General features: G+C 55.1%; 21 protein-coding genes and 1 riboswitch. Of the genes, 13 read left to right on the forward strand and 8 right to left on the reverse strand.

Annotated features, from left to right (window positions below):
- Nucleotides 1-160 precede the first annotated feature (160 nt).
- Nucleotides 161-373 carry a 50S ribosomal protein L31 gene (gene rpmE / locus ACHHZ6_RS21790; protein ID WP_003862040.1) on the forward strand — a complete coding sequence of 71 codons (213 nt, stop codon included), beginning with the start codon at nt 161-163 and terminating at the stop codon, nt 371-373.
- Between the two features lie 48 nt (nt 374-421).
- On the opposite strand, the gene metJ is transcribed toward rpmE, so the two are convergent.
- A complete protein-coding gene (gene metJ, locus ACHHZ6_RS21795) occupies nt 422-739 on the reverse strand; it encodes a met regulon transcriptional regulator MetJ (protein WP_006179183.1) in 318 nt (105 codons plus the stop codon).
- A gap of 276 nt (nt 740-1,015) precedes the next feature.
- On the opposite strand from metJ, the gene metB reads away from it, so the two are divergent.
- The 4 genes from metB (at nt 1,016) to katG (ending at nt 8,096) form a co-directional block, all read left to right on the forward strand.
- On the forward strand, nt 1,016-2,176 hold the full coding sequence (metB, locus tag ACHHZ6_RS21800; protein WP_182273274.1) for a cystathionine gamma-synthase: 1,161 nt from the start codon (nt 1,016-1,018) through the stop codon (nt 2,174-2,176).
- 2 nt (nt 2,177-2,178) lie between these two features.
- A complete protein-coding gene (locus ACHHZ6_RS21805) occupies nt 2,179-4,611 on the forward strand; it encodes a bifunctional aspartate kinase/homoserine dehydrogenase II (RefSeq protein WP_182273275.1) in 2,433 nt (810 codons plus the stop codon).
- 203 nt (nt 4,612-4,814) lie between these two features.
- A complete protein-coding gene (gene metF, locus ACHHZ6_RS21810; RefSeq protein ID WP_182273276.1) occupies nt 4,815-5,705 on the forward strand; it encodes a methylenetetrahydrofolate reductase in 891 nt (296 codons plus the stop codon).
- 210 nt (nt 5,706-5,915) lie between these two features.
- Nucleotides 5,916-8,096 (forward strand): catalase/peroxidase HPI, encoded by a 2,181-nt coding sequence (katG, locus tag ACHHZ6_RS21815; RefSeq protein ID WP_182273277.1) that lies wholly within the window; start codon nt 5,916-5,918, stop codon nt 8,094-8,096.
- A gap of 64 nt (nt 8,097-8,160) precedes the next feature.
- On the opposite strand, the gene ACHHZ6_RS21820 is transcribed toward katG, so the two are convergent.
- The 5 genes from ACHHZ6_RS21820 to argE form a co-directional block, all read right to left on the reverse strand.
- Complete coding sequence (locus ACHHZ6_RS21820) at nt 8,161-9,264, reverse strand: glycerol dehydrogenase (protein WP_182273278.1); 1,104 nt, start codon at nt 9,262-9,264, stop codon at nt 8,161-8,163.
- A 12-nt stretch (nt 9,265-9,276) separates the two neighbouring features.
- Nucleotides 9,277-9,939, reverse strand: a complete 663-nt coding sequence (gene fsa / locus ACHHZ6_RS21825; protein ID WP_182919132.1) for a fructose-6-phosphate aldolase — start codon at nt 9,937-9,939, stop codon at nt 9,277-9,279.
- Nucleotides 9,940-10,067: 128 nt separating this feature from the next.
- Nucleotides 10,068-10,832: a helix-turn-helix transcriptional regulator gene (locus tag ACHHZ6_RS21830; protein ID WP_395122998.1), complete on the reverse strand. Its 765-nt coding sequence runs from the start codon at nt 10,830-10,832 to the stop codon at nt 10,068-10,070.
- Between the two features lie 52 nt (nt 10,833-10,884).
- Complete coding sequence (ppc, locus tag ACHHZ6_RS21835; RefSeq protein ID WP_182273281.1) at nt 10,885-13,536, reverse strand: phosphoenolpyruvate carboxylase; 2,652 nt, start codon at nt 13,534-13,536, stop codon at nt 10,885-10,887.
- A 246-nt stretch (nt 13,537-13,782) separates the two neighbouring features.
- The gene (argE, locus tag ACHHZ6_RS21840) at nt 13,783-14,934 is read right to left on the reverse strand and encodes an acetylornithine deacetylase (RefSeq protein ID WP_395122999.1); all 1,152 of its coding nucleotides are present in this window, start codon (nt 14,932-14,934) and stop codon (nt 13,783-13,785) included.
- Nucleotides 14,935-15,022: 88 nt separating this feature from the next.
- On the opposite strand from argE, the gene argC reads away from it, so the two are divergent.
- From argC to oxyR, 4 genes are all read left to right on the forward strand, one after another.
- A complete protein-coding gene (argC, locus tag ACHHZ6_RS21845) occupies nt 15,023-16,027 on the forward strand; it encodes an N-acetyl-gamma-glutamyl-phosphate reductase (RefSeq protein WP_182273283.1) in 1,005 nt (334 codons plus the stop codon).
- Between the two features lie 6 nt (nt 16,028-16,033).
- Nucleotides 16,034-16,810 (forward strand): acetylglutamate kinase, encoded by a 777-nt coding sequence (gene argB, locus ACHHZ6_RS21850; RefSeq protein WP_098946274.1) that lies wholly within the window; start codon nt 16,034-16,036, stop codon nt 16,808-16,810.
- A 74-nt stretch (nt 16,811-16,884) separates the two neighbouring features.
- On the forward strand, nt 16,885-18,258 hold the full coding sequence (gene argH / locus ACHHZ6_RS21855; RefSeq protein ID WP_182273284.1) for an argininosuccinate lyase: 1,374 nt from the start codon (nt 16,885-16,887) through the stop codon (nt 18,256-18,258).
- 328 nt (nt 18,259-18,586) lie between these two features.
- Nucleotides 18,587-19,513, forward strand: a complete 927-nt coding sequence (gene oxyR, locus ACHHZ6_RS21860; protein WP_182919130.1) for a DNA-binding transcriptional regulator OxyR — start codon at nt 18,587-18,589, stop codon at nt 19,511-19,513.
- On the opposite strand, the gene sthA is transcribed toward oxyR, so the two are convergent.
- Complete coding sequence (gene sthA / locus ACHHZ6_RS21865) at nt 19,487-20,887, reverse strand: Si-specific NAD(P)(+) transhydrogenase (protein ID WP_028018089.1); 1,401 nt, start codon at nt 20,885-20,887, stop codon at nt 19,487-19,489. The genes oxyR and sthA overlap by 27 nt on opposite strands.
- A gap of 196 nt (nt 20,888-21,083) precedes the next feature.
- Between sthA and fabR the strand changes: the two genes are divergently transcribed.
- Nucleotides 21,084-21,722 (forward strand): HTH-type transcriptional repressor FabR, encoded by a 639-nt coding sequence (gene fabR / locus ACHHZ6_RS21870; protein ID WP_014072319.1) that lies wholly within the window; start codon nt 21,084-21,086, stop codon nt 21,720-21,722.
- A 9-nt stretch (nt 21,723-21,731) separates the two neighbouring features.
- Complete coding sequence (locus tag ACHHZ6_RS21875; RefSeq protein ID WP_182273287.1) at nt 21,732-22,091, forward strand: YijD family membrane protein; 360 nt, start codon at nt 21,732-21,734, stop codon at nt 22,089-22,091.
- A gap of 57 nt (nt 22,092-22,148) precedes the next feature.
- Here ACHHZ6_RS21875 and trmA read toward each other — a convergent pair whose 3' ends face one another.
- On the reverse strand, nt 22,149-23,249 hold the full coding sequence (gene trmA, locus ACHHZ6_RS21880; protein ID WP_182919129.1) for a tRNA (uridine(54)-C5)-methyltransferase TrmA: 1,101 nt from the start codon (nt 23,247-23,249) through the stop codon (nt 22,149-22,151).
- Nucleotides 23,250-23,353: 104 nt separating this feature from the next.
- A riboswitch (cobalamin riboswitch) is annotated at nt 23,354-23,585 on the forward strand.
- Between the two features lie 65 nt (nt 23,586-23,650).
- Between trmA and btuB the strand changes: the two genes are divergently transcribed.
- Both btuB and murI read left to right on the forward strand, forming a co-directional pair.
- Nucleotides 23,651-25,504 carry a TonB-dependent vitamin B12 receptor BtuB gene (gene btuB, locus ACHHZ6_RS21885; protein WP_182273289.1) on the forward strand — a complete coding sequence of 618 codons (1,854 nt, stop codon included), beginning with the start codon at nt 23,651-23,653 and terminating at the stop codon, nt 25,502-25,504.
- A complete protein-coding gene (gene murI, locus ACHHZ6_RS21890; protein ID WP_182919128.1) occupies nt 25,449-26,300 on the forward strand; it encodes a glutamate racemase in 852 nt (283 codons plus the stop codon). Before btuB ends, murI begins: the two co-directional genes overlap by 56 nt.
- Nucleotides 26,301-26,631 lie beyond the last annotated feature (331 nt).

A 26,631-nucleotide genomic window follows, 5' to 3' on the forward strand; every position in this document is an offset into this window, starting at 1 on the left:
TGAAAGCAGCGTGCGGATCAGTTTGCATACGGTGGTCAAATTCTGTATGATTCGCCGCCTTTGATGCGCTTTATGCAGCGTCAAAACCTATACTATTAACATCGCGTGGTGTCTGGCGTTAGGGCTGGAAGAGCGACGCGGCCTTAACTGAGGTTCTCCCATGAAAAAAGATATTCACCCTAAATACGAAATGATTACTGCAAACTGCTCTTGCGGTAACTCTATCCAGATCCGCTCCACCGTGGGTCACGATCTGAACCTGGACGTGTGCGGCAAATGCCACCCGTTCTACACTGGTAAGCAGCGTGATGTTGCAACCGGTGGCCGTGTTGACCGCTTCAACAAGCGTTTCAGCATCCCGGGCGCGAAATAAGTTTCCCGAAAAAAAGGCACCGCAAGGTGCCTTTTTTGTATCTGCTTCTCAGTATTCCCACGTATCCGGGTCGATACCCAGTTCACGCATGATCACCTTTGCCTCTTCCGGGATTTCATCACTACGCTCTTTGCGCAGATCGTCATCGTTCGGCAACGGTTGGCCGGTAAATGCATGCAGAAACGCTTCGCACAGCAGTTCGCTGTTGGTCGCGTGACGCAGGTTGTTCACCTGACGACGCGTGCGTTCATCGGTGAGGATCTTCAACACCTTCAGAGGAATGGAAACCGTAATTTTTTTTACTTGTTCACTCTTCTTACCGTGCTCAGCGTATGGGCTGATATATTCGCCGCTCCATTCAGCCATGAGATACCTTTAATCCTCTCAGTCATTAATCTAAAGGTGCAAAACCTGTAACCGTCCGTTTTGAACCGTAATCTTGCGTAGTTTACCGTAGAGACGATACCGTGGCACGGATATTGCCGCTGTAGCGTGCACTAAAGCGTATAATTTTAACGGCTATTTGCGCATTGCTCAATCTATACGCAAAGAAGTTTAGATGTCCAGATGTATTGACGTCCATACTTTCAGTGTTTACTCTGGTGCCTGACTTTTCACCTAATTAGCCAGGAAGCCTTCACCATGACGCGTAAACAGGCCACCATCGCAGTGCGTAGCGGATTGAATGATGACGAGCAGTACGGCTGTGTTGTCCCGCCGATTCATCTTTCCAGTACTTACAATTTCACCGGATTTAATGAACCCCGTGCGCATGACTACTCGCGTCGTGGTAACCCTACGCGTGATGTTACCCAGCGCGCGCTGGCTGAGCTGGAAGGCGGTGCAGGGGCAGTGTTAACCAATACGGGGATGTCTGCCATTCACCTGGTGACGACGGTGTTCCTGAAACCGGGTGACCTGCTGGTTGCCCCGCATGACTGCTACGGCGGCAGCTATCGTCTGTTTGATAGCCTGGCAAAACGTGGCTGCTATCGCGTGCTGTTTGTCGATCAAAACGACGAACAGGCGCTGAAACAGGCGCTGACAGAGCAGCCGAAGCTGGTGCTGGTGGAAAGTCCAAGCAATCCATTGTTGCGTGTTGTCGATATTGCGAAAATTTGTCAGCTCGCAAGGGATGCAGGAGCGATAAGTGTAGTGGATAATACCTTCCTCAGTCCGGCCCTTCAGAACCCACTTGCACTGGGTGCAGATCTGGTATTGCATTCATGCACTAAATATCTGAACGGCCATTCTGACGTGGTAGCGGGCGTGGTGATTGCCAAAGATCCCGACGTTGTCACCGAACTGGCATGGTGGGCCAATAACATCGGCGTCACCGCAAGTGCCTTCGACAGCTATTTGTTGTTACGCGGTATTCGTACGTTGTCGCCGCGCATGGAAGCGGCGCAGCGTAATGCTCAGGCAATTGTCGATTTCCTGAAAACGCAGCCGCTGGTGAAGAAGCTTTATCACCCGTCGTTGCCTGAAAATCAGGGACATGAGATTGCCGCGCGCCAACAGAAGGGATTTGGTGCGATGTTAAGTTTTGAACTGGATGGCGACGAGCAAACGCTGCGTCGCTTCCTGAGCGGGTTGTCATTGTTTACGCTGGCGGAATCCTTAGGTGGGGTGGAAAGCTTAATCTCCCACGCCGCGACCATGACGCACGCAGGTATGGCACCAGAAGCACGTGCCGCCGCCGGTATTTCTGAGACGCTGCTGCGTATCTCAACCGGTATTGAAGATTCTGAAGATTTAATTGCCGATCTGGAAAATGGCTTCCGGATCGCAGCCAAGGGGTAATCATGAGTGTGATAGCGCAGGCAGGGGCGAAGGGTCGTCAACTGCACAAGTTTGGTGGTAGTAGTCTTGCTGATGTGAAGTGTTACCTGCGTGTCGCAGGGATCATGACAGAGTATTCACAGCCGGGTGACATGATGGTTGTCTCCGCGGCTGGCAGCACCACCAACCAGTTGATTAGCTGGCTGAAATTGAGCCAGACCGATCGTCTTTCTGCGCATCAGGTTCAACAGTCATTACGCCGTTACCAGAGTGAGCTGATCGCTGGCTTGCTGCCTGCGGACGTGGCGGACGGGCTGATTAGCGCCTTTACTCACGACCTGGAACGTCTGGCTGCACTGCTGGACAGCGGCATTACCGATGCGGTGTATGCCGAAGTAGTCGGTCACGGTGAAGTGTGGTCTGCGCGTCTGATGGCTGCCGTTCTGCAACACCTTGGTGTGGACGCCGCCTGGCTCGATGCGCGTGACTTCCTGCGTGCCGAACGTGCCGCGCAGCCGCAGGTCGATGAGGGGCTGTCTTATCCGCTACTGCAACAGCTGCTGGTGCAGCACCCCGGCAAACGCATTGTGGTGACGGGTTTTATCAGCCGCAGCAATGCAGGCGAAACCGTGCTGCTTGGGCGTAACGGTTCTGACTACTCTGCGACGCAAATCGGTGCGCTGGCGGGGGTTTCCCGCGTCACCATCTGGAGCGACGTGGCCGGTGTTTACAGCGCTGACCCGCGTAAAGTGAAAGATGCCTGCCTGCTGCCGCTGCTGCGTCTCGACGAAGCCAGTGAGCTGGCGCGTCTGGCGGCACCGGTTCTGCACGCCCGTACGCTGCAGCCGGTATCCGGTAGTGACATCGACCTGCAGCTTCGCTGTAGCTACACCCCGGATCAGGGTTCCACACGCATTGAACGCGTGCTGGCTTCTGGTACCGGGGCGCGTATCGTCACCAGCCACGACGACATCTGCCTGATTGAGTTCCAGGTGCCTGCCGGCCAGGACTTCAAGCTGGCGCACAAAGACATCGACCTGATCCTGAAGCGTGCGCAAGTGCGTCCGCTGGCCGTTGGCGTACACAATGACCGCCAGCTGCTGCAGTTCTGCTACACCGCTGAAGTGGCGGACAGCGCGCTGAAAATTCTTGATGAAGCGGGCTTGCCTGGCGAGCTTCGTCTGCGTCAGGGGCTGGCACTGATAGCGATGGTGGGCGCAGGCGTCACCCGTAACCCGCTGCACTGCCACCGTTTCTGGCAGCAACTGAAAGGCCAGCCAGTTGAATTTACCTGGCAGTCGGAAGAGGGCATCAGCCTGGTGGCCGTTCTGCGTAAAGGGCCAACCGAGAGCCTGATCCAGGGGCTACATACTTCCCTGTTCCGGGCGGAAAAACGTATCGGCCTGGTGCTGTTCGGTAAAGGTAACATTGGTTCCCGCTGGCTGGAGCTGTTCGCGCGCGAGCAAATTACGCTTTCGGCGCGTACCGGGTTTGAGTTTGTGCTGGCGGGCGTGGTGGACAGTCGTCGCAGCCTGCTGAACTATGAAGGTCTGGATGCCAGCCGTGCGCTTGCATTCTTTAATGATGAAGCCGTTGAGCAGGATGAAGAGTCGCTGTTCCTGTGGATGCGCGCGCACCCGTACGACGACCTGGTCGTGCTGGATGTTACGGCGAGTGAACAGCTTGCCGATCAGTACCTTGATTTCGCCAGCCACGGGTTCCACGTGATCAGCGCGAATAAGCTGGCGGGTGCAAGCAGCACGGATAAATACCGTCAGATCCACGATGCGTTTGAAAAAACCGGTCGTCACTGGCTCTATAACGCCACGGTGGGCGCGGGTCTGCCGGTTAACCATACCGTGCGTGATTTGATTGAAAGCGGTGACAGCATTCTGGCGCTGAGCGGCATCTTCTCCGGTACGCTCTCCTGGCTGTTCCTGCAGTTCGATGGCACCGTCCCGTTCACCGACCTGGTGGATCAGGCGTGGCAGCAAGGTTTAACCGAACCCGACCCACGCGTTGACCTGTCCGGTAAAGACGTGATGCGTAAGCTGGTGATCCTCGCGCGTGAAGCAGGCTATGACATTGAGCCTGGTGCTGTTCGCATGGAGTCGCTGGTGCCTGCGGGCTGCGAGGAAGGATCTGTCGATCACTTCTTCGAGAATGGTGATGAGCTGAACGACCAGATGGTGCAACGTCTGGAAGCCGCACGTGAGATGGGTCTGGTGCTGCGCTATGTGGCGCGTTTTGAGGCAAACGGCAAAGCGCGCGTGGGTGTGGAGGCGGTTCGTCCAGAACACCCGCTGGCCGCACTTCTGCCGTGTGATAACGTCTTTGCGATTGAAAGCCGTTGGTACCGTGATAACCCGCTGGTGATCCGTGGCCCGGGAGCGGGGCGCGATGTCACCGCCGGGGCGATCCAGTCCGACATCAATCGTCTGGCTAAGCTGCTGTAATATCACTTGTTCCCTCTCCCAGTGGGAGAGGGAATGTCTCACCATCATGAATTTCCCTCATCTTCCCTGAACATTCCTCACCATTCCTGGTGATTATTTCTGTTGACGCCACTCCGCTTTTCCGTCATTTTTACATCTGGACGTCTAAACGTATAGAAGTTCGCAATACAACACACAACGACACGCGATTGATGAGGTAAGGTATGAGCTTTTTTCACGCCAACCAGCGGGAAGCCCTGAATCAGAGCCTGGCCGAAGTAAACGGCCAGATTAACGTCTCTTTTGAATTTTTCCCGCCGCGCACCAGTGAAATGGAGCAAACCCTGTGGAGCTCTATCGATCGCCTGAGCAGCCTGAAACCCAAGTTTGTCTCCGTGACCTACGGTGCCAACTCCGGTGAGCGCGACCGTACGCACAGTATTATTAAAGGCATTAAAGAGCGTACCGGTCTGGAAGCGGCTCCGCACCTGACCTGCATCGACGCTACCCGCGATGAACTGCGTGCCATTGCCCAGGACTACTGGAACAACGGTATTCGTCATATTGTCGCCCTGCGCGGTGACCTGCCGCCGGGCAGCGGTAAGCCGGAAATGTATGCTGCTGACCTGGTGACACTGCTGAAAGACGTGGCGGACTTCGATATCTCCGTTGCCGCTTACCCGGAAGTTCACCCGGAGGCGAAAAGTGCTCAGGCGGATCTGCTCAACCTGAAGCGTAAAGTGGATGCCGGTGCCAACCGTGCCATCACGCAATTTTTCTTTGATGTGGAAAGCTATTTGCGTTTTCGCGACCGCTGCGTCTCTGCGGGCATCGACGTCGAAATTATTCCGGGCATTCTGCCGGTGTCTAACTTCAGGCAGGCGAAGAAATTTGCTGACATGACCAACGTGCGCATTCCGCTCTGGATGTCTAAAATGTACGAGGGGCTGGACGATGACCCGGAAACACGCAAGCTGGTGGGCGCAAATATCGCGATGGACATGGTGAAAATTTTAAGTCGTGAAGGGGTGAAGGATTTCCACTTCTATACGCTAAACCGCGCGGAAATGAGTTACGCGATTTGCCACACGCTCGGTGTTCGACCTGGCGTGTAAGCAAGCAAAAGCCCTCTCCGGAGGGTTTTTTGATTTCTAAGGGTTTTATTTTCCCGCCATATCAGCAATTCTGCCTTTGACGTACAAAGCCCATGTTTTTTACATGGTTAATTGAACGGAATTATCTATCGAATCTGTGGGTCATCCCAACTATACCTTATCAATAAGGGCGTATATCGTAACGGTAACACTGTAAAAGGGAGCATAGCGATGAGCACGTCAGACGATACCAATAAAGCGGCATCTATCGGCAAATGCCCGTTCCATCAGGGCGGCCATGACCAGAGCGCGGGGGCAGGAACCTCAAGCCGCGACTGGTGGCCAAAACAACTCCGCGTAGATCTTCTTAACCAACACTCCAACCGTTCGAACCCACTGGGTGAAGACTTCGATTACCGCAAAGCCTTCAGCAAACTTGATTACGCTGCCCTGAAGGGCGATCTCAAAGCACTCTTAACCGACTCTCAACCGTGGTGGCCTGCCGACTGGGGCAGCTATGCTGGCCTGTTTATCCGTATGGCCTGGCACGGTGCAGGTACCTATCGCTCCGTTGACGGACGTGGTGGTGCCGGACGCGGTCAACAGCGCTTTGCGCCGCTGAACTCCTGGCCTGATAACGTAAGCCTGGATAAAGCCCGCCGTCTGCTGTGGCCTATCAAGCAAAAATACGGACAAAAAATCTCCTGGGCTGACCTGTTTATCCTCGCGGGTAACGTAGCGCTGGAAAACTCTGGCTTCCGCACCTTTGGTTTTGGTGCCGGGCGTGAAGACGTCTGGGAACCGGATATGGACGTAAACTGGGGTGACGAAAAAGCCTGGCTGACCCACCGTGACCCGGAAGCGCTGGCGAAGCGTCCTCTGGCCGCCACCGAAATGGGGCTGATTTACGTTAACCCGGAAGGGCCTAATGCCAGCGGTGAACCGCTGTCAGCGGCGGCGGCTATTCGCGCCACCTTCGGCAACATGGGCATGGACGACGAAGAAACCGTTGCGCTGATTGCGGGCGGCCATACGCTCGGTAAAACCCACGGTGCAGGTGAGGCGACCCATGTCGGTGCCGATCCGGAAGCCGCGCCGATTGAAGCGCAGGGCCTGGGCTGGGCCAGCACACTCGGTACCGGCGCTGGCGCAGATGCCATCACTTCCGGGCTGGAGGTGATCTGGTCGCAAACCCCGACCCAGTGGAGCAACTATTTCTTCGAGAACCTGTTCAAATACGAGTGGGTGCAGACCCGCAGCCCGGCAGGTGCTATTCAGTTTGAAGCCGTGAATGCGCCAGACATTATGCCTGACCCGTTCGACCCGTCGAAAAAACGCAAACCCACCATGCTGGTGACCGACCTGACGCTGCGTTTCGACCCGGAATTCGAGAAAATCTCCCGTCGCTTCCTGAACGATCCGCAGGCCTTCAACGAAGCTTTTGCTCGCGCATGGTTCAAGCTGACCCACCGCGATATGGGGCCAAAAGCGCGTTACATTGGCCCGGAAGTGCCGAAAGAAGATCTGATTTGGCAGGATCCGCTGCCGCAGCCAGTGTTCGCCCCATCGAAAGAAGATATTGAGCGCCTGAAAGCGGAAATCGCGGCCTCTGGTCTCTCCGTCAGCGAACTGGTTTCTGTTGCGTGGGCATCTGCATCGACCTTCCGTGGTGGCGATAAGCGTGGCGGTGCTAACGGTGCGCGTCTGGCGCTGGCTCCACAGCGCGACTGGGACGTTAACGCTGCCGCCGTTCGCGCATTACCGGCTCTGGAGGCTATCCAGCGTACCACCAACAAAGCATCACTGGCCGATATCATCGTGCTGGCTGGTGGGGTTGGTATCGAGAAAGCAGCGAAAGCCGCAGGTGTTTATATCACCGTACCGTTTACGCCAGGCCGCGTGGATGCGCGTCAGGATCAAACGGATATCGAGATGTTCAACCTGCTTGCGCCGATTGCCGATGGTTTCCGTAACTACCGTGCGCAGGTCGATACGTCGACGACTGAGTCCCTGCTGATTGATAAAGCCCAGCAGCTGACGCTGACCGCGCCAGAGCTGACGGTGCTGGTGGGTGGTCTGCGCGTGTTGGGGGCAAACTTTGATGGCAGCAAGAATGGGGTGTTCACCGACCGTGAGGGCGTGCTGAGCAACGATTTCTTCGTGAACCTGCTGGACATGAACACCCAGTGGAAAGCGACCGATGCATCAAACGAGCTGTTTACCGGTAGCGATCGTGCCAGTGGTGACGAGAAATACACTGCAACCCGTGCCGACCTGGTCTTTGGATCTAACGCCGTTCTGCGTGCGTTGGCCGAGGTTTACGCCAGCAGCGATGCCAGCGAGAAGTTCGTCCGCGACTTTATCGCCGCATGGGCGAAAGTGATGGATTTGGATCGGTTTGACCTGCAGTAATAAAAATCCCCGCTTCGGCGGGGATTTTTTTGCATGGGGCGCTATGCCTCATCCGGCAACATGATTACTCCCACTCCTGCAAGAACCGCTGCCCGTACTGGTCGGCAACCAGCAGCGCCGCGTAAACCTGATCCGGCGTCGCGCCACCAGGCATGTTGTGAATAGTTTCACCTTCTGCACAAGATGCTTCCGCTATCAGACGCATTTTGGCCGGAATATCCTCTTTTATGTTCAGCTGTGCCAGCGTGATCGGTAACCCAACGCTATGGCATAGCGCCGCGACGGTTTCTATTTCTTCCACCGGCGCGTTTTCCAGCACCAGTTGCGTGAGCGTACCAAACGCCACTTTTTCACCGTGATAGAAGTGATGCGCATCCGGCACTGCCGTCATGCCATTGTGAATGGCGTGTGCCGCCGCCAGTCCACCGCTTTCAAAGCCTACGCCGCTCAGATAGGTGTTGGCTTCGATAATGCGTTCAAGAGCAGGCGTCACCACGTGCTGTTCCGCTGCCAGCATCGCTTTCTCACCTTCTTCAATCAGCGTGTTGTAGCACAGCTCGGCAAGTGCTAACGCAGCCTGCGTGCATTTCCCGCCCGCCATGGTGGTCGCGCCGCTGCGCGAGCAGGCGCGTGCTTCAAACCAGGTTGCCAGCGCATCGCCAATCCCGGCGGCAAGGAGACGTGCCGGAGCACCCGCCACTACCCTGGTATCCACGATCACCATGTTCGGGTTATGTGGCAGCATCAGGTAGCGATCGAACTCGCCGCTGTCGGTGTAAATGACGGAAAGCGCACTGCACGGCGCATCGGTGGAGGCGATGGTGGGGGCAATAGCGACCGGCACGTCCATAAAGTGTGCCAGCGCTTTGGCGGTATCCAGCGTTTTACCGCCACCGATCCCCAGCACTGCCATACAGTTGGCGCTATCGGCCAGTTTTCTTAAACGATCGATTTCATTTTGTGAACATTCGCCGCCAAATGGTGCGATTTCGACGTGGAGCTCTGCTTGTTTGAAGCTCTGACGCAGTGTTTCTTCAGCAAAACCCAGCACAAATTTATCGCCGACAACCAGCCAGCGATGTGCCAGTGGTTTCAGATAGTCGCCGAGACGGGTAAGCACATCAGCGCCCTGGACATATTTACCCGGCGATTGAATGATACGGTCCATAACAGTTCTCCCTTAGAGGTTGAGGTTACCAAACGCGTTTTTCCAGTCTTGCTCGAACTTCTCTATGGCTGACTCTACCGCCGGGGTGCCGAGCATTTGTTGCGCTACATCTAAAGGAAGTGTGATTGCCTCACATCCGGCGAGAAGGCAGTCCAGCGCCTGACGTGGCGTTTTAAAACTGGCGGCCAGCACCATGCTCCCCGGTGCGTGAAGTTCCAGCAGGGATTGCAGCTCCTGCACCATGCGAATGCCGTCGCCGCCCTGAGCGTCGACGCGGTTGACATACGGCGCGACATATTTCGCCCCCGCCAGCGCGGCGAGCAATCCCTGCGAGGCGCTGTAAACGGCAGTGCCTAGCGTGGTTATGCCCTCTTTTTTCAGCGCCTTGATCGCGATAAGCCCCTGAGCCGTCACCGGGATTTTCACCACGATGTCCGGGATGGCGTTACTCAGGCGTTTGGCCTCCGCTACCATGCCTTCTGCGTCGCGGCTCATGGTTTGGGCAAACAGCGTACCTTCTGGCCCGATGGCCTTTTGCAGACGTGGCAACACCTCCCAGAGGGATTCACGGCTGGCGGCTACAATGCTTGGGTTGGTGGTGACACCCGCAATTGGAAAAATACGCGCCAGGCGTTCAACTTCCGCCACGTTGGCGGTATCCAGATACAGTTCCATTATTTTTCCTTAAGTCAGAAAGGTTGAATAAAGGATAAAGCTCGGCCAGGCGCGGCGGATACAGGTCAATTTTGCCAAATACTGGACAAATGTAATGTCCTTAGCGAAGTGAGAGAGCGATCACAATGCTATTTTTTGGCGATCAGCTGGCTGTGATACTGGCGACGATATTCGGAGGGGGAGCGTTCGGTGTGCTTGCGAAAGAGACGGCAGAAGTAGTTGCTGTCCGTAAATCCGCAACTTACGGCGATATCTTTGATTTTAAGATCGTAGCCTTTCAGCAGCTGGCGCGCGTGTTCCAGACGCGTTTGTGTCAGGCATTCGTTGAACCCTACGTTACCAATCTTCTGAAAGAGGTGGGAAAGGTAGTTTGGTGAGATGTAGAACGCCTGCGCCACGGATTCGCGAGTTAATACCGAAGCGTGATGTTCTTCGATGAAGCGGCGAACGGCGTCAAACAGGGCACGGCTGCGGCTGGCGGTGTGGATATCGCTGCCAAGCAGATCCCGGCAGTGGCTGAGCAGGCTTAATACCACCAGTCTTGCGGTATCCTGTTCATCTGGCTGCATCTGTAACTCGGTTAGCGTCTGGAGAAGAAAAGCGCCTGTTCGCGGGCCACGTCGGGGAATTTGTAACTGCTGCAACAGAGAGTTGTCGCGATGGAGCTCGAGAGCCAGGTGTTGTTTATCGAAGCTTAGGCTGAGCGAACTGGCGGGATGTTGTTGAACAATGCCTGATGAAGAAAATAATGCCTCGCATGGGTTATCAAGGGTAATTACGAGCAGGGGTGACGTGCGGGGGCGTTGTTCGGTTGGTGAGAAAAAATGCACCTGACCCAGCGGTAACGCACCGGTTATCAGATCGTTCAGAATTGGGGAGATGTCATGTTGCATGGTGAGACGACCAAAATTTGCCGGGCAGCGCCATGCCGCCCGGCATAAAACATTAGCCAGTGTTACGCATACCTGCCGCAACGCCTGCAATCGTCACCATCAGCGCTTGTTCAACGCGTGGATCTGGCGCTTTACCTTCCTCTTCCGCCTGACGGGAACGGTGCAGCAGTTCGGCCTGCAGAACGTTCAGCGGGTCGGTGTAGATATTACGCAACTGGATAGACTCGGCAATCCACGGCAGGTCAGCCATCAGATGTGAGTCGTTGGCGATATCCAGCACCACTTTGATGTCGCCTTGCAGCAGTTCGCGCAGCTCTTTACCCAGTGCCCACAGTTCTGGTTTCACCAGACGCTGATCGTAGTATTCCGCCAGCCACAGGTCGGCTTTCGAGAAGACCATCTCCAGCATCCCCAGACGGGTAGAGAAGAACGGCCAGTCGCGGCACATCGCTTCCAGTTCGCTCTGTTTGCCATCTTCCACCACTTTCTGCAGCGCTGCACCGGCACCCAGCCAGGCTGGCAGCATCAGACGGTTTTGCGTCCAGGCGAAGATCCACGGGATGGCACGCAGAGACTCGACGCCACCGGTCGGGCGGCGTTTCGCCGGACGTGAACCCAGCGGCAGTTTACCCAGCTCCTGCTCAGGTGTTGCTGAGCGGAAGTAAGGCACGAAATCTTTGTTTTCACGTACATAGCCACGGTACAAATCACAGGAGATATCCGACAGCTCGTCCATGATATGACACCAGGAGGCTTTCGGCTCCGGTGGTGGCAGCAGGTTCGCTTCCAGGATAGCACTGGTGTAGAGCGACAGGCTGCTGATGGTCACTTCCGGGAGACCATACTTGAAGCGGATCATCTCGCCCTGCTCGGTCACGCGCAGGCCACCTTTCAGGCTTCCCGGCGGTTGCGAGAGCAGTGCCGCGTGTGCTGGCGCACCGCCACGGCCAATTGAGCCACCACGGCCGTGGAACAGCGTCAGTTCAATACCGGCTTTTTCGCAGGTTTTGATCAGCGCGTCCTGTGCCTGGTACTGCGCCCAGGATGCGGCCATCACACCCGCGTCTTTTGCGGAGTCGGAATAGCCAATCATCACCATCTGTTTGCCCTGGATAAAGCCGCGATACCAGTCGATGTTCAGCAACTGGGTCATCACGTCGTTGGCATTGTTCAGGTCATCAAGGGTTTCAAATAGCGGGGCAACCGGCAGGGCATAGTCGATACCGGCTTCTTTGAGCAGCAGGTGAACGGCCAGCACGTCGGACGGCGTTTTCGCCATCGAGATCACGTAGGCTGCCACCGAGCCTTTCGGCGCATCAACGATCGCTTTACAGGTGTTGAGCACTTCACGGGTGTCGTTGCTTGGCTCCCAGTTGCGCGGCAGCAGAGGGCGTTTGGAGTTCAGTTCACGGATCAGGAAGGCCTGTTTGTCGGCTTCTGACCAGCTTTCGTAGTCGCCGATGCCGAGATAGCGGGTCAGTTCACCCAGCGCTTCGGTATGGCGGGTACTTTCCTGACGCACATCAATACGCACCAGCGGGACGCCAAAGCACTTCACGCGACGCAGGGTGTCGAGCAGTTCACCGTTGGCGATGATGCCCATGCCACAAGCCTGAAGTGATTTATAACAGGCGTACAGTGGCTCCCAGAGCTGCTCGTTCTGGCTCAGCAGTCCTTCCGGTTTCGGCAGGCGTTGTCCTTTCAGACGCGCTTCCAGCCAGGCCTGGGTGGCCATTAACTGGCTACGCAGCTTTTTCATCAGATAACGATACGGCTCGCTGGCCCCTTCCTCACCGGCCAGCTCACGCAGTTCTGGAGTGGCTTCTACCATCGACAGTTCGGAGATCAGCACCTGAATATCTTTCAGGAACAGGTCGGTGGCTTTCCAGCGGCTCAGCAGCAATACGTGGCGGGTGATTTCAGCCGTTACGTTCGGGTTGCCATCGCGGTCACCGCCCATCCAGGAGGTGAAACGTACCGGGACAAAATCAACAGGCAGGCGGTAGCCCAGGTTCTCTTCCAGCTGTTCGTTCAGCTCGCGCAGGTAGTTTGGTACACCTTCCCACAGGCTGTTTTCAACCACTGCAAAGCCCCACTTGGCTTCATCAACCGGGCTTGGGCGGTTCTTACGAATTTCGTCGGTGTGCCAGGACTGGGCAATCAGCTGGCGCAGACGGCGCATCAGCTGGTTACGTTCGTAGTCGGCAATGTCTTTGTGATCCAACTGCTTCAGGCAGTTATTCACTTCCACCATTTTGTGGATCAGTGTACGACGGGTGATCTCGGTGGGGTGCGCGGTCAACACCAGCTCAAGCGAAAGAGACTCCACCGCTTTTTGGATGGTGGCTTCGTTGAGGCCTGGCTGTTCTTTGAGTTTACGCAGCGTACGGGCAATGACTTCCGGGTTGCTGGCTGCTTCGCCGTTTGGAGAAATGCTGTGGTATTGCTCAGCGGTGTTTGCCAGGTTCAGGAACTGGCTGAACGCACGTGCAACAGGCAACAGCTCATCGTTGGACAGGTTCTGCAAGGTGGTAAGCAGCTCCTGACGATTGGCTTCGTTTCCAGCACGGGAAGATTTGGATAGCTTGCGGATGGTTTCAACGCGGTCGAGGATGTTCTCCCCCAGCGCATCTTTGATGGTATCTCCAAGCACTTTGCCGAGCATACTGACATTACTACGCAACGCGGAATATTGTTCGTTCATAAAAACCCAGTCACCCCATCATTTTTGTTTATGCCCAGTCGAAAATCTGTTGGACAATATTTTGTCATCTCCCTTTATAAAGCCACGTAAAACCCCCGTCGTCAATTGCTGCGAAAACGGTTCAGCAAACGAATAAATGTGGGCAATTTACGAAATTTAATTCGCTTTGCATCAAATAAGAGATGCTTATGAGAATGTGACGGGGATCGCGAGATTTTCCCCTCTCTTCAGAGAGGGGAAGCGTCATTAATGCCAGCAGAAGTGATGTACAACCTGGGCAATCAGTTCACGGGTGGGTTTGATAAAGCGGGTTTCCAGGTATTCATCCGGCTGGTGGGCCTGGTTGATGGAGCCAGGGCCAAGCACCAGCGTCGGGCAAAGCGTCTGAATAAACGGCGCTTCGGTGCAGTAGTTCACCACGTCGGTTTTCTCACCGAGCAGTTTTTCCACCACTTCAACCAGCTGGTGATCCGGCGGGCACTCATATCCCGGGATCGGCGGGTGTAGCTCAGAAACCGTCAGACGGCCTGGCCAGCGCTCGCTCACCGGAGCCAGCGCTTCGCTCAGTAAGCCATTCAGGTCGTTCAGCGTCATGCCCGGCAGCGGACGGATATCCATATGCAGTTCACAGCAGGCGCAGATGCGGTTGGAGGCATCACCGCCGTGCAGGCTACCGAGGTTCAGCGTTGGGTAAGGTACGGTGAACGCATCGTGGTGGTAACGCTCTTTCAGCGAGTCACGCAGCTGCATGATGTGACCAATGGCGTCGTGCATCAACTCAATGGCGTTCACGCCACGCGCCGGATCGCTGGAATGACCGGACTGGCCCAGCACACGCACTGCCGTAGAGATATGGCCTTTGTGGGCGCGAATTGGCTGCAGGGAAGTCGGCTCACCGATAATCGCGCAATCAGGGCGAATTGAGGTGTTTTCAGAGAAATAGCGCGCGCCCGCCATGCTGGTTTCTTCATCAGCAGTCGCCAGGATATAGAGCGGCTTTTTCAGTGTTGTCACGTCGACGTCACGCAGCGCGTCGAGGATAAAGGCGAAGAAGCCTTTCATGTCGGCCGTACCCAGACCGTAGAGCTTGTTGTCATGCTCGGTCAGGGTGAACGGGTCGCGCGTCCAGCGGCCATCGTCAAACGGAACGGTATCGGTATGACCGGCCAGTAACAGTCCACCTGCGCCGTGTCCGGTGCTGGCGAGCAGGTTAAATTTGTGGCGTGTTCCGGGAACGGGCTGAACCTCAACGTTAAACCCAAGATCGCTAAACCAACCCGCCAGCAGATTGATTAAAGACTCATTACTCTGATCCAGTGCTTCTTCGGTCGCGCTGATGGAGGGTGTGGCAATCAGGGCGCGGTAGATCTCGATAAATGGCGGTAAGTTCATTTTCATTGTTGACACACCTTAGGTCGTGATAGTATCAATATTCATGCAATAAATGTGAATAAAAATACATTAACGTTGAGCATAAAGGAACCCGATGTTGAATACGCTGATTGTAGGCGCTAGCGGTTATGCGGGCGCAGAGCTTGTAAGCTACGTGAATCGCCACCCACATATGACCATAACCGCTTTGACCGTGTCAGCGCAAAGCAATGATGCCGGAAAGTTAATCTCTGATTTGCATCCGCAGCTGAAAGGCATTGTTGATCTGCCGTTACAGCCGATGTCCGACATCAGCGAGTTTACCGACGGTGTAGACGTGGTGTTTTTAGCCACCGCGCACGAAGTCAGCCACGGCCTGGCTCCGCAATTCCTGGCGGCGGGTTGTGTGGTATTCGACCTTTCCGGCGCGTTTCGTGTTAACGATAGCGCGTTCTACGAAAAATATTACGGTTTCACCCATCAGCACCCGGACTTACTTGAGAAAGCGGTGTACGGACTGGCGGAGTGGAGCGCAGACAAACTAAAAGACGCGGATCTGATTGCCGTACCGGGTTGCTACCCGACGGCGGCGCAGCTCTCCCTGAAACCGTTGATCGACGCAGGCCTGCTGGATCTGAACCAGTGGCCGGTGATCAACGCCACCAGTGGTGTGAGCGGTGCAGGGCGCAAGGCAGCGATTTCTAATAGCTTCTGCGAAGTGAGCCTTCAGCCGTATGGCGTGTTTAACCACCGTCATCACCCTGAGATCACTACCCATCTGGGGGCGAACGTCATCTTTACCCCGCATCTGGGTAGCTTCCCGCGCGGGATCCTCGAAACCATCACCTGCCGCCTGAAACCGGGTGTGACCAAAGAACAGGTGGGCGAGGTCTTTACTCAGGCGTATGCGGATAAACCGCTGGTGCGCCTGTATGAAAAAGGTGTTCCGGCGCTGAAAAACGTAGTTGGCCTGCCGTTCTGTGATATTGGCTTTGCCGTGCAGGACGAGCACCTGATTGTGGTGGCTACGGAAGATAACTTACTCAAAGGTGCTGCCGCACAGGCAATGCAGTGTGCAAATATTCGTTTCGGCTTCCCTGAAACACAGTCTCTTATTTAAGGTGTGATGATGAACCCATTAATTATCAAACTCGGTGGTGTACTGCTGGACAGCGAAGAAGCGCTGGAGCGTCTTTTTACCGCGCTGGTTAACTATCGCGAATCACACCAACGTCCGCTGGTGATTGTCCACGGCGGCGGCTGTGTGGTGGATGAGCTGATGAAAGGGCTTAACCTGCCGGTGAAAAAGAAAAATGGCCTGCGTGTGACGCCTGCCGATCAGATTGACATCATTACTGGTGCGTTGGCGGGGACAGCGAACAAAACGCTGCTGGCGTGGGCGAAGAAACACCATATTGCCTCTGTTGGTCTCTATCTGGGTGATGGTGATAGCGTAAAAGTGACCCAGCTCGATGAAGAGCTCGGTCATGTTGGACTGGCGCAGCCTGGTTCGCCTAAGCTGATTAACACGCTGCTGGAAGGTGGTTTCCTGCCAGTGGTGAGTTCTATCGGTGTGACCGAAGAGGGCGAGCTGATGAACGTGAATGCTGACCAGGCGGCAACCGCGCTGGCGGCGACGCTGGGTGCAGACCTGATCCTGCTCTCTGACGTGAGCGGGATTCTGGATGGCAAAGGCCAGCGCATTGCGGAAATGACGGCGGCGAAAGCAGAGCAACTGATTGCCCAGGGCATTATCACCGATGGCATGATTGTTAAAGTGAACGCTGCACTGGATGCCGCGCGTACGCTCGGTCGCCCGGTGGACATTGCCTCCTGGCGTCATGCGGAGCAACTTCCGGCGCTGTTTAACGGCACACCGATTGGCACACGTATTCTGGCATAAGCATTTATTGATTTACCGTAGGCCGGGTAAGCGTAGCGCCACCCGGCAGAACTAACGAATAAAGGAACGATGTTATGGCACTTTGGGGTGGGCGTTTTACACAGGCAGCGGATCAACGGTTCAAACAGTTCAACGACTCTTTGCGCTTCGACTACCGCCTGGCCGAACAGGATATCGTCGGCTCTGTGGCCTGGTCCAAAGCGCTGGTGACGGTTGGCGTACTGACCGCAGACGAACAGCTGCAACTGGAAGAGGCGCTGAATAATCTGCTGGAAGAGGTGCGTCTGGATCCGCAGCAGATCCTGCAAAGCGATGCCGAAGATATTCACAGCTGGGTGGAAGGCAAGCTTATCGATAAAGTGGGGCAGTTGGGTAAAAAGCTGCACACCGGGCGTAGCCGTAATGACCAGGTCGCGACCGATCTGAAGCTGTGGTGTAAAGAGACCGTTGGCGAACTGCTGGTGGCTAACCGCCAGTTGCAGAGCGCGCTGGTGGAAACTGCGCAGAACAACCAGGACGCGGTGATGCCGGGTTATACCCACCTGCAGCGCGCGCAGCCGGTGACCTTTGCTCACTGGTGTCTGGCCTATGTTGAGATGCTGGCGCGTGATGAAAGCCGCCTGCAGGATACCCTGAAGCGCCTGGACGTAAGCCCGCTGGGCAGTGGTGCATTGGCGGGTACAGCATACGAAATTGACCGTGAGCAGCTGGCGGGCTGGCTGGGCTTTGCTTCAGCTACCCGTAACAGCCTGGACAGCGTGTCTGACCGTGACCACGTGCTGGAGCTGCTTTCCAACGCCTCTATCGGGATGGTTCACCTGTCGCGTTTCGCTGAAGATCTGATCTTCTTCAACTCCGGTGAAGCTGGCTTTGTTGAGCTGTCTGACCGCGTGACTTCCGGCTCTTCTCTGATGCCGCAGAAGAAAAACCCGGATGCGCTGGAGCTGATCCGCGGCAAGTGTGGCCGTGTGCAGGGCGCGCTGACCGGCATGATGATGACCCTGAAAGGGTTACCGCTGGCGTACAACAAAGATATGCAGGAAGACAAAGAGGGGTTGTTCGATGCGCTCGACACCTGGCTGGACTGTCTGCACATGGGCGCGCTGGTGCTGGACGGCATTCAGGTGAAACGTCCACGTTGTCAGGAAGCCGCGCAGCAGGGTTATGCTAACTCTACTGAACTGGCGGATTATCTGGTCGCCAAAGGCGTGCCGTTCCGTGAAGCGCACCATATTGTGGGTGAAGCGGTAGTGGAAGCTATTCGTCAGGGCAAAGCGCTGGAAGCGCTGGCGCTTGCCGACCTGCAGAAATTCAGTGCGGTTATCGGTGACGATGTGTATCCGATTCTGGCGCTGCAATCCTGCCTGGATAAGCGTGCTGCCAAAGGTGGCGTGTCGCCTAAACAAGTCGCGCAGGCGATTGCGGATGCGAAAAACCGGCTAGTTTAATTTGTGCGGGCTGATGCCCTCACCCCGGCCCTCTCCCACGGGGAGAGGGAGCAAACACTAAAAATGGCAACTTCGGTTGCCATTTTGCTTTTATCCCCGGGCTTTTTTTACGCAAAAAAAATGCGGACCACGGGGTCCGCAAAAGTTCACGTTGGCTTTAGTTATTCGAGTTTGAGAGAAACTCGTTTGACGGTGCGGGAACGTCAAGGGTCAAACACGTTCTGTCTCGTCTATGTGATGTATTATTCAACAGAATGCTTGATAGGGATAATCGTTCGTTGCTATGCTATCTATCGCCATGAACTATCGTGGCGACGGAGGATGAATAATGAATATTCGTGATCTTGAATACCTGGTAGCGTTAGCCGAGCACCGTCATTTTCGCCGCGCGGCAGATTCCTGCCACGTCAGCCAGCCCACGCTGAGCGGTCAGATCCGCAAGCTGGAAGATGAGCTGGGCGTAATGCTGCTGGAGCGCACCAGTCGTAAGGTACTGTTCACCCAGGCAGGTCTTCTGCTGGTGGATCAGGCGCGCACCGTGCTGCGCGAGGTCAAAGTGCTCAAGGAAATGGCAAGCCAGCAGGGGGAGACGATGTCCGGCCCACTGCATATTGGCCTGATCCCAACCGTTGGCCCGTACCTGTTGCCGCACATCATTCCAATGCTGCACCAGACGTTCCCGAAACTCGAAATGTACCTGCATGAAGCGCAAACCCATCAGCTGCTGGCGCAGTTAGATAGCGGCAAGCTCGACTGCGCGATTCTGGCGCTGGTCAAAGAGAGTGAAGCCTTTATCGAAGTGCCGCTGTTTGATGAGCCGATGATGCTGGCGATCTATGAAGATCACCCGTGGGCTAACCGCGATCGCGTGCCGATGGCCGATCTGGCCGGTGAAAAACTGCTGATGCTGGAAGATGGCCACTGCCTGCGCGATCAGGCGATGGGTTTCTGCTTTGAAGCGGGTGCGGATGAAGATACCCATTTCCGCGCAACCAGCCTGGAAACGCTGCGTAATATGGTGGCAGCCGGAAGTGGCATTACGCTGCTGCCTGCACTGGCGGTACCGCGCGAGCGTAAACGTGATGGTGTGGTGTATCTGCCGTGTATTAAGCCAGAGCCGCGTCGTACTATTGGTCTGGTTTATCGCCCGGGTTCACCGCTGCGCAGCCGCTATGAGCAGCTGGCAGAGGCCATCCGTAGTTCAATGGATGGCCATTTTGACAGCGCGTTAAAACAGGCGGTTCAGACCGTTTAGTGCCGCAACCCGGTAGGCTTCCGCCATGGTCGGGTAGTTAAAGGTGGTGTTAACGAAGTATTCGATGGTGTTACCACCACCTTTTTGCTCCATTATCGCCTGGCCGATATGAATGATTTCCGCCGCGCGTTCTCCAAAGCAGTGAATACCGAGGATCTCTTTCGTCTCGCGATGGAACAGGATCTTCAGCGTACCCACGCTCATCCCCACGATTTGCGCCCGCGCCAGATGTTTAAACTGCGCACGACCCACCTCGTAAGGCACTTTCATTGCCGTCAGTTGCTGTTCGGTTTTACCCACAGAACTGATTTCCGGGATGGTATAGATACCCGTCGGAATATCTTCGATCAGGTGCGCTGTGGCTTCACCTTTCACCAGTGCCTGTGCCGCAATGCGCCCCTGGTCGTAAGCCGCTGACGCCAGGCTTGGGTATCCAATCACGTCGCCCACCGCGTAAACATGCGGCAGTGCAGTCTGGTACATGCTGTTGACCTTCAACTGACCACGGCTGTCGGTTTCAAGTCCGATGTTTTCCAGCGCCAGCGAATCCGTGTTACCGGTACGGCCATTGGCATACAGCAGGCAGTCCGCCTTCAGCTTCTTACCGGATTTCAGATGCATGATCACACCGTCATCGCAGCCTTCGATTTTCTCGTACTCTTCGTTGTGGCGAATCACCACACCGCTGTTCCAGAAGTGGTAGGAGAGAGAATCTGACATTTCCTGATCGAGGAACGCCAGCAGGCGGTCACGGGTGTTGATGAGATCAACTTTGACCTCCATTCCACGGAAAATCGACGCATATTCGCAGCCAATTACGCCCGCGCCATAGATAATCACATGACGTGGTTCGTGGTGCAGGCTAAGGATGGAGTCGCTGTCGTAGATGCGCGGGTGCGAGAAGTCCACGTCGGCCGGATGGTATGGGCGTGAACCGCAGGCAATCACAAATTTTTCGGCGGTGATGGTTTCAACCGAACCGTCGTGGCATTCGAGTGCCAGGGTGTGTTCATCTACAAAGTGCGCGTTGCCCTGCAAAATTTCGCAGTGGTTACGCTCATAAAACCCCTGACGCATCCGCGTTTGCTGGTTAATGACGGTATCCGCGTGATTCAGGATGTCGGCAAAGGAGGAACGAAGAAGTCGGGAGTGGTCGCTGTAAAGAGGGTTCTGGTTGAATTCAATAATGCGGCTGACGGCGTGGCGGAGGGCTTTGGAAGGGATGGTGCCCCAGTGGGTGCAACCGCCGCCAACGTTATGGTAGCGCTCAATGACCGCTACTCTGGCTCCCTGTTTCACCAGTCCCATAGCAGCGCCTTCGCCGCCGGGGCCGGAACCAATAACTATTGCGTCGTAATCGTAGGAATGTGGCATGGTAAGGCTTACCTGTTCTTATACATAAAAGCAACAGGATCATAACATCATTGCCTGAGTAACCCAATTATCGTTGTGCTTTTTTCGGGCAGTGGAGCACAAACCGCGCGTAAACAATCATTCACAAAGCCAGGCAAACAGATTAATTTTATTCTCTGGTATAGTGCCATCAGACCTTTGGAAGGATTCAGCTATCGTGATGGGCGTAAGAGCACAACAAAAAGAGAAAACCCGGCGTTCGCTGGTGGAAGCCGCATTCAGTCAACTGAGTGCCGAGCGGAGTTTTGCCAGTTTGAGTCTGCGTGAAGTCGCACGCGAGGCCGGGATTGCGCCAACGTCCTTCTATCGTCATTTCCGTGATGTGGATGAACTGGGCCTGACTATGGTGGATGAAAGCGGCCTGATGCTGCGTCAGCTAATGCGCCAGGCGCGTCAGCGTATCGCGAAAGGCGGCAGCGTGATCCGCACCTCCGTGTCGACCTTTATGGAATTTATCGGCAATAACCCCAATGCGTTCCGCCTGCTGTTGCGGGAGCGTTCCGGGACGTCGGCCGCATTTCGTGCCGCTGTTGCGCGTGAAATTCAGCATTTCATCGCGGAACTTGCCGACTATCTTGAACTCGAAAACCATATGCCGCGTGCATTCACAGAAGCACAGGCCGAAGCAATGGTGACAATTGTCTTCAGTGCGGGTGCCGAAGCGCTGGATGTGAGCGTGGAGCAACGCAAGCAGCTCGAAGAGCGGCTGGTATTGCAACTGCGGATGATTTCCAAAGGCGCATATTACTGGTATCGCCGTGAACAAGAGAAGTTAGCACATCAAACCGATGAGTGAAGGTGAGTAATGAAACAGTCAGGTCAGGATAAGGGTACGTTGTTGCTGGCATTGATCGCTGGCTTATCAATTAATGGCACGTTTGCGGCTGTTTTCAGCTCGATTGTGCCGTTCTCGATTTTCCCGCTAATCGCGCTGGTTCTGACGGTTTACTGTCTACACCAGCGTTATCAGAACCGCACCATGCCGGTGGGGTTACCGGGGCTGGCCGCCGCCTGCTTTATTCTGGGCGTGCTGCTGTATAGCACCGTGGTGCGCGCAGAGTACCCGGATATCGGCTCTAACTTCCTGCCTGCCGTGCTGTCTGTGGCGCTGGTGTTCTGGATTGGCTCGCGCATGCGTAGCCGTAAGCACGAGCTGCCGGAGTAAGTGAATGGGGTGTTGTAGGCAGGTGGCGCTTTGCTTACCTGCCCTACGGGAACCCCATTACTTCGCAGTAAGCAGCACACCGCACTCCATATGGTGCGTATACGGGAACTGATCGAACAGCGCCAGACGTTCAACCTTGTGCGTCTGGCTTAATGTTTCCAGATTCTTGCACAGGGTTTCCGGGTTGCAGGAAATGTACAAAATACGCGGGTACGCCTGCACCATCTTCTCGGTTTCACTGTCCAGGCCACTGCGCGGTGGATCGACAAAAATTGTCTCGCACTGGTAGCTCCTGAGATCGATTCCCTGCAGGCGATTAAACTCACGCACACCGTTCATGGCCTGCGTAAACTCTTCGGCCGCCATACGGATAATTTGTACATTATCGATATGGTTAGCGGCGATGTTGTACTGTGCGGCGGCGACAGACGGTTTGGCAATTTCGGTGGCCAGAACACGCTCGAAGTTACGTGCCAGCGCCAGCGAGAAGTTGCCGTTACCGCAGTACAGTTCAAGCAGGTCGCCCGTTGAGCCTTCCGTCGCATTCAGCGCCCACTCCAGCATTTGCACGTTCATCGCGGCGTTCGGCTGGGTGAAGCTGTTCTCCACCTGGCGATAAATCATCTCTTTACCCGCCACCGGCAGACGCTCGTCGATGTAATCCTGATCCAGCATGATTTTGGTTTTCGTCGCACGGCCAATCAGATGGACATTGATGTTCTGCGCCCGCAGCACATCGCGCAGGGCTTCGGCCTGCTCGCGCCACTCGTCGTTCAGCGCCTTGTGATAGAGCAAAGAGACAATGGCCTGGTTGCTTTGGGTGGTCAGGTAGTCAATCTGGAACAGCTTGTGGCGCAGCACGGGGTTGCTGCGCACGCCGTCGATCATCAGCGTCATGAGCTGGTTAATGAGTTCGCTCGCCGCCGGGAAGCTGTCCACGCGGATACGGGATTTCGTCTGCTGATCGAAAATAATGTGGTACAGGTCGTCACCATCGTGCCAGATGCGGAACTCTGCACGCATACGGTAATGGCTGACAGGCGAACGGAACACCTCGGGAACGGGCGCGTTGAAAGGCGTCATCATACTTTGCAGGCGGACAACTTTCTCTGCCAGCTGCGCGTCGTACTGTTCTGTCGGGAGGTGTTCGGGGGTCATGATGCGTCCTGAGTGATAAAGAATTACGCGGGGATTGTAGGCATTGTTCAGGGGATGTCCAGATTTAATGGCGCATGGCTGTCTGGACATCTATACGTGTCTAATTGTAGCATTCTGTTTCCGGTCTCCTGAGAGTGAAAAGGGAATCCAGTGTAAATCTGGAGCTGACGCGCAGCGGTAAAGACTGGCGGGATGAGAGTTGTAGACACTGCTTTATATACACAAAGTCCTTCAGGTAGCTCACGCAGAGGTAGCCTGAAGGATGAAATGGGCGGGAAGTCTTCATCCACAACACGCCACCTAGCCCGAAGACCTGCCGGGATCACGTCGCATTTGGTTTCATCATCGCGTGCTATAGATGAGGCCTGCGGCATCCTTCTTATATTGTGGATGCTTTAACAATGATTAAAAAAGTATCGCTGTGTACGGCATTGTCCGTCACGGCATTTTCGGGCTGGGCGCAGGATAGCTCAGACTCGCTGGTGGTGACTGCAAACCGTTTTGAGCAACCTGTTAATACCGTTCTGGCACCAACGTCTGTTGTGACGCGTGAAGATATTGAACGCTGGCAGGCAAAGAGCGTTGTTGAAATCATGTCGCGCCTGCCGGGTGTAGATATCGCACAAAGCGGTGGACTGGGAGCAACTTCATCTACCTTTATTCGCGGTACTGAATCCCGCCATGTACTGGTGCTGATTGATGGTGTTCCTCTGAACAGCGCCGGGATCAGCAACGTTCCCGATCTGAGTCAAATTCCGACCTCGCTGATCCAGCGCATCGAGTACATTCGTGGCCCGCGTTCGGCCTTATATGGCTCCGACGCGATTGGCGGCGTGATCAACATCATCACCGGTCGCGATAAGCCGGGGGCAGAAATCTCTGCGGGCGTAGGTTCTAAGGGTTACCAAACCTATGATGGCTCCTTCCAGCAGGTGTTTGATAAAACCAAAGTTACGATGGCGGGTAACTACACCTACACCCGTGGTTTTGATATCGCCGCGCTGGATGCGCCACGTCAGCCTGACCGCGATGGCTTTATGAGTAAGTCGCTGTACGGCTCTGTGGAACAGCAGATTACCGACAGTGTGAGTGGTTTCTTCCGTGGCTTTGGTTACGACAACCGCACTGCCTATGACGGTTACGATCACTATGATGCAAGCTTTATGGTTGATGGGCGGCCGGATACTCGTCAGCTCTACAGCCAGAACTGGGACACGGGTCTGCGTTACAACCAGGGCATTTTCAAGTCGCAGCTGGTGGCGGGTTACGGCCGCAGCAAAGATCAGAACTATGATCCGAAAAAAGGACGCTACGCTGATTCCGCAACAACGGATGATGTGAAGCAATACACCACCCAGTGGCTGAACACCGTTGAAGTGGGTCACGGCAACATCGGGGCGGGTCTGGACTGGCAGAAGCAGAAGACACAGGCCGGAACGGGTTACCTGGATAAAGGTTACGAGCAACGTAATACCGGCGTGTTCCTTTCAGCAATGCAGCAGTTCAACAGCGTGACGCTGGAAGCGGCGGCGCGTAATGACGATAACTCCAACTTTGGCAACCACGGAACATGGCAAACCAGCGCTGCGTGGGAGTTCATCGATGGGTATCGCCTCATCGGTTCTTACGGTACGGCTTATAAAGCACCAACCATGAGCCAGATCCACAGTGCGAGTTACGGCAACCCGGATCTTAAGCCAGAAGAGAGTAAGCAGTGGGAAGGTGGCTTTGAAGGTCTGACGGGGCCGGTAAACTGGCGCGTGACAGGCTATCGTAATGATATTGATAACCTGATTAGCAGCGATCCGCATACTTATCGCTATTACAACGTTGATGAAGCTCGTATTAAAGGCGTGGAAGCAACGGCGCAGTTCGATACTGGCCCGGTAGGGCATCAGATTTCCTATGATTATGTCGACCCGCGTAATGCCAAAACGAATGAAGTATTGGCTCGTCGTTCTAAGCAGCAGGTTAAGTATCAGCTGGACTGGCAAGTGTGGGATCTCGACTGGAACCTGGCCTACCGTTATCTGGGTACCCGCTATGATGTCGCGTTTGATCCAAACACTTATGCATCAGAACGCGTGAAAATGGGCGGTGTAAGTCTGTGGGATGTCGCAGTTTCATATCCTGTCACCTCACATCTGACAGTTCGTGGTAAAATAGCTAACCTGTTCGATAAAGATTACGAGACAGTTTATGGCTACCAAACTGCAGGACGGGAATACACCTTGTCTGGCAGCTACACCTTCTAATCCGCGTCCCACCGTGCTGGTGTTTGATTCCGGCGTCGGTGGGCTTTCGGTCTATGATGAGATTCGGCATCTTTTGCCGGATCTCCATTACATTTACGCCTTCGATAACGTCGCTTTCCCTTATGGGGAAAAAAGTGAGGAGTTTATTGTTGAGCGTGTGGTTGAAATCGTCACCGCTGTGCAAAAACGCTATCCCCTGGCGCTGGCGGTCATCGCCTGTAACACGGCAAGTACGGTCTCTCTTCCTGCATTGCGTGAAAAATTCCAGTTCCCGGTTGTGGGCGTCGTCCCCGCGATAAAGCCTGCTGCGCGTCTGACGGCGAACGGCATCGTCGGTTTACTGGCAACGCGTGGCACAGTGAAGCGTCCTTATACGCGTGAGCTTATCGACCGTTTTGCTAATGAGTGCCAGATTGCGATGTTGGGTTCGGCGGAACTGGTGGAGATGGCGGAAGCGAAGCTGCACGGCGAGGCGGTATCGCTTGAAGAGCTGCGTCGGATCCTTCGTCCGTGGCTGCGTATGCCGGAGCCACCGGATACGGTAGTGCTGGGCTGCACTCACTTCCCACTATTACAGGAAGAGTTGTTAAAGGTTCTGCCAGAAGGTACGCGCCTGGTGGATTCCGGTGCCGCTATTGCACGTCGCACGGCCTGGCTGCTGGAACATGAAGCGCCAGATGCAAAATCTGCTGATGCGAATATCGCTTTTTGTATGGCGATAACAAAAGAGACTGAACAACTTTTACCCGTTTTACACCGTTATGGGTTTGAAACGCTCGAAAAACTGGCGTTGTAGCACGGTTTTGAGCAAAAAAGAGACGGTTGAACGTTTTTTTTAAAAGAGGGGTTGTCAACGTCTGAGAACTCCCTATAATGCGCCTCCACTGACACGGAACAACGGCTTACAGGCCGCCGGGTTAGCGGGGTTCAGAGATGAACGCCAGCAGAGAAAAGTGAAAATAATCGCTTGACTCTGAATGAGGAAAACGTAATATACGTGACCTCGCAACGGTGAGCTGAAAGCCGCGTTGCAACTGCTCTTTAACAATTTATCAGACAATCTGTGTGGGCACTCAAAGTGACATGGATTCTTAACGTCCTCGGACGATAAATGAATACCAAGTCTC

It is taken from the genome of Enterobacter cloacae complex sp. 2024EL-00214 (assembly GCF_043945575.1).
GTDB lineage: Bacteria > Pseudomonadota > Gammaproteobacteria > Enterobacterales > Enterobacteriaceae > Enterobacter > Enterobacter cloacae_P.

Bases quoted from the DNA above. Each gene is read 5' to 3' on its own strand.
- rpmE (WP_003862040.1), top strand. From the start codon at position 161: ATGAAAAAAGATATTCACCCTAAATACGAAATGATTACTGCAAACTGC.
- metJ (WP_006179183.1), bottom strand. From the start codon at position 739: ATGGCTGAATGGAGCGGCGAATATATCAGCCCATACGCTGAGCACGGT.
- metB (WP_182273274.1), top strand. From the start codon at position 1,016: ATGACGCGTAAACAGGCCACCATCGCAGTGCGTAGCGGATTGAATGAT.
- ACHHZ6_RS21805 (WP_182273275.1), top strand. From the start codon at position 2,179: ATGAGTGTGATAGCGCAGGCAGGGGCGAAGGGTCGTCAACTGCACAAG.
- metF (WP_182273276.1), top strand. From the start codon at position 4,815: ATGAGCTTTTTTCACGCCAACCAGCGGGAAGCCCTGAATCAGAGCCTG.
- katG (WP_182273277.1), top strand. From the start codon at position 5,916: ATGAGCACGTCAGACGATACCAATAAAGCGGCATCTATCGGCAAATGC.
- ACHHZ6_RS21820 (WP_182273278.1), bottom strand. From the start codon at position 9,264: ATGGACCGTATCATTCAATCGCCGGGTAAATATGTCCAGGGCGCTGAT.
- fsa (WP_182919132.1), bottom strand. From the start codon at position 9,939: ATGGAACTGTATCTGGATACCGCCAACGTGGCGGAAGTTGAACGCCTG.
- ACHHZ6_RS21830 (WP_395122998.1), bottom strand. From the start codon at position 10,832: ATGCAACATGACATCTCCCCAATTCTGAACGATCTGATAACCGGTGCG.
- ppc (WP_182273281.1), bottom strand. From the start codon at position 13,536: ATGAACGAACAATATTCCGCGTTGCGTAGTAATGTCAGTATGCTCGGC.
- argE (WP_395122999.1), bottom strand. From the start codon at position 14,934: ATGAAAATGAACTTACCGCCATTTATCGAGATCTACCGCGCCCTGATT.
- argC (WP_182273283.1), top strand. From the start codon at position 15,023: ATGTTGAATACGCTGATTGTAGGCGCTAGCGGTTATGCGGGCGCAGAG.
- argB (WP_098946274.1), top strand. From the start codon at position 16,034: ATGATGAACCCATTAATTATCAAACTCGGTGGTGTACTGCTGGACAGC.
- argH (WP_182273284.1), top strand. From the start codon at position 16,885: ATGGCACTTTGGGGTGGGCGTTTTACACAGGCAGCGGATCAACGGTTC.
- oxyR (WP_182919130.1), top strand. From the start codon at position 18,587: ATGAATATTCGTGATCTTGAATACCTGGTAGCGTTAGCCGAGCACCGT.
- sthA (WP_028018089.1), bottom strand. From the start codon at position 20,887: ATGCCACATTCCTACGATTACGACGCAATAGTTATTGGTTCCGGCCCC.
- ACHHZ6_RS21875 (WP_182273287.1), top strand. From the start codon at position 21,732: ATGAAACAGTCAGGTCAGGATAAGGGTACGTTGTTGCTGGCATTGATC.
- trmA (WP_182919129.1), bottom strand. From the start codon at position 23,249: ATGACCCCCGAACACCTCCCGACAGAACAGTACGACGCGCAGCTGGCA.
- btuB (WP_182273289.1), top strand. From the start codon at position 23,651: ATGATTAAAAAAGTATCGCTGTGTACGGCATTGTCCGTCACGGCATTT.
- murI (WP_182919128.1), top strand. From the start codon at position 25,449: ATGGCTACCAAACTGCAGGACGGGAATACACCTTGTCTGGCAGCTACA.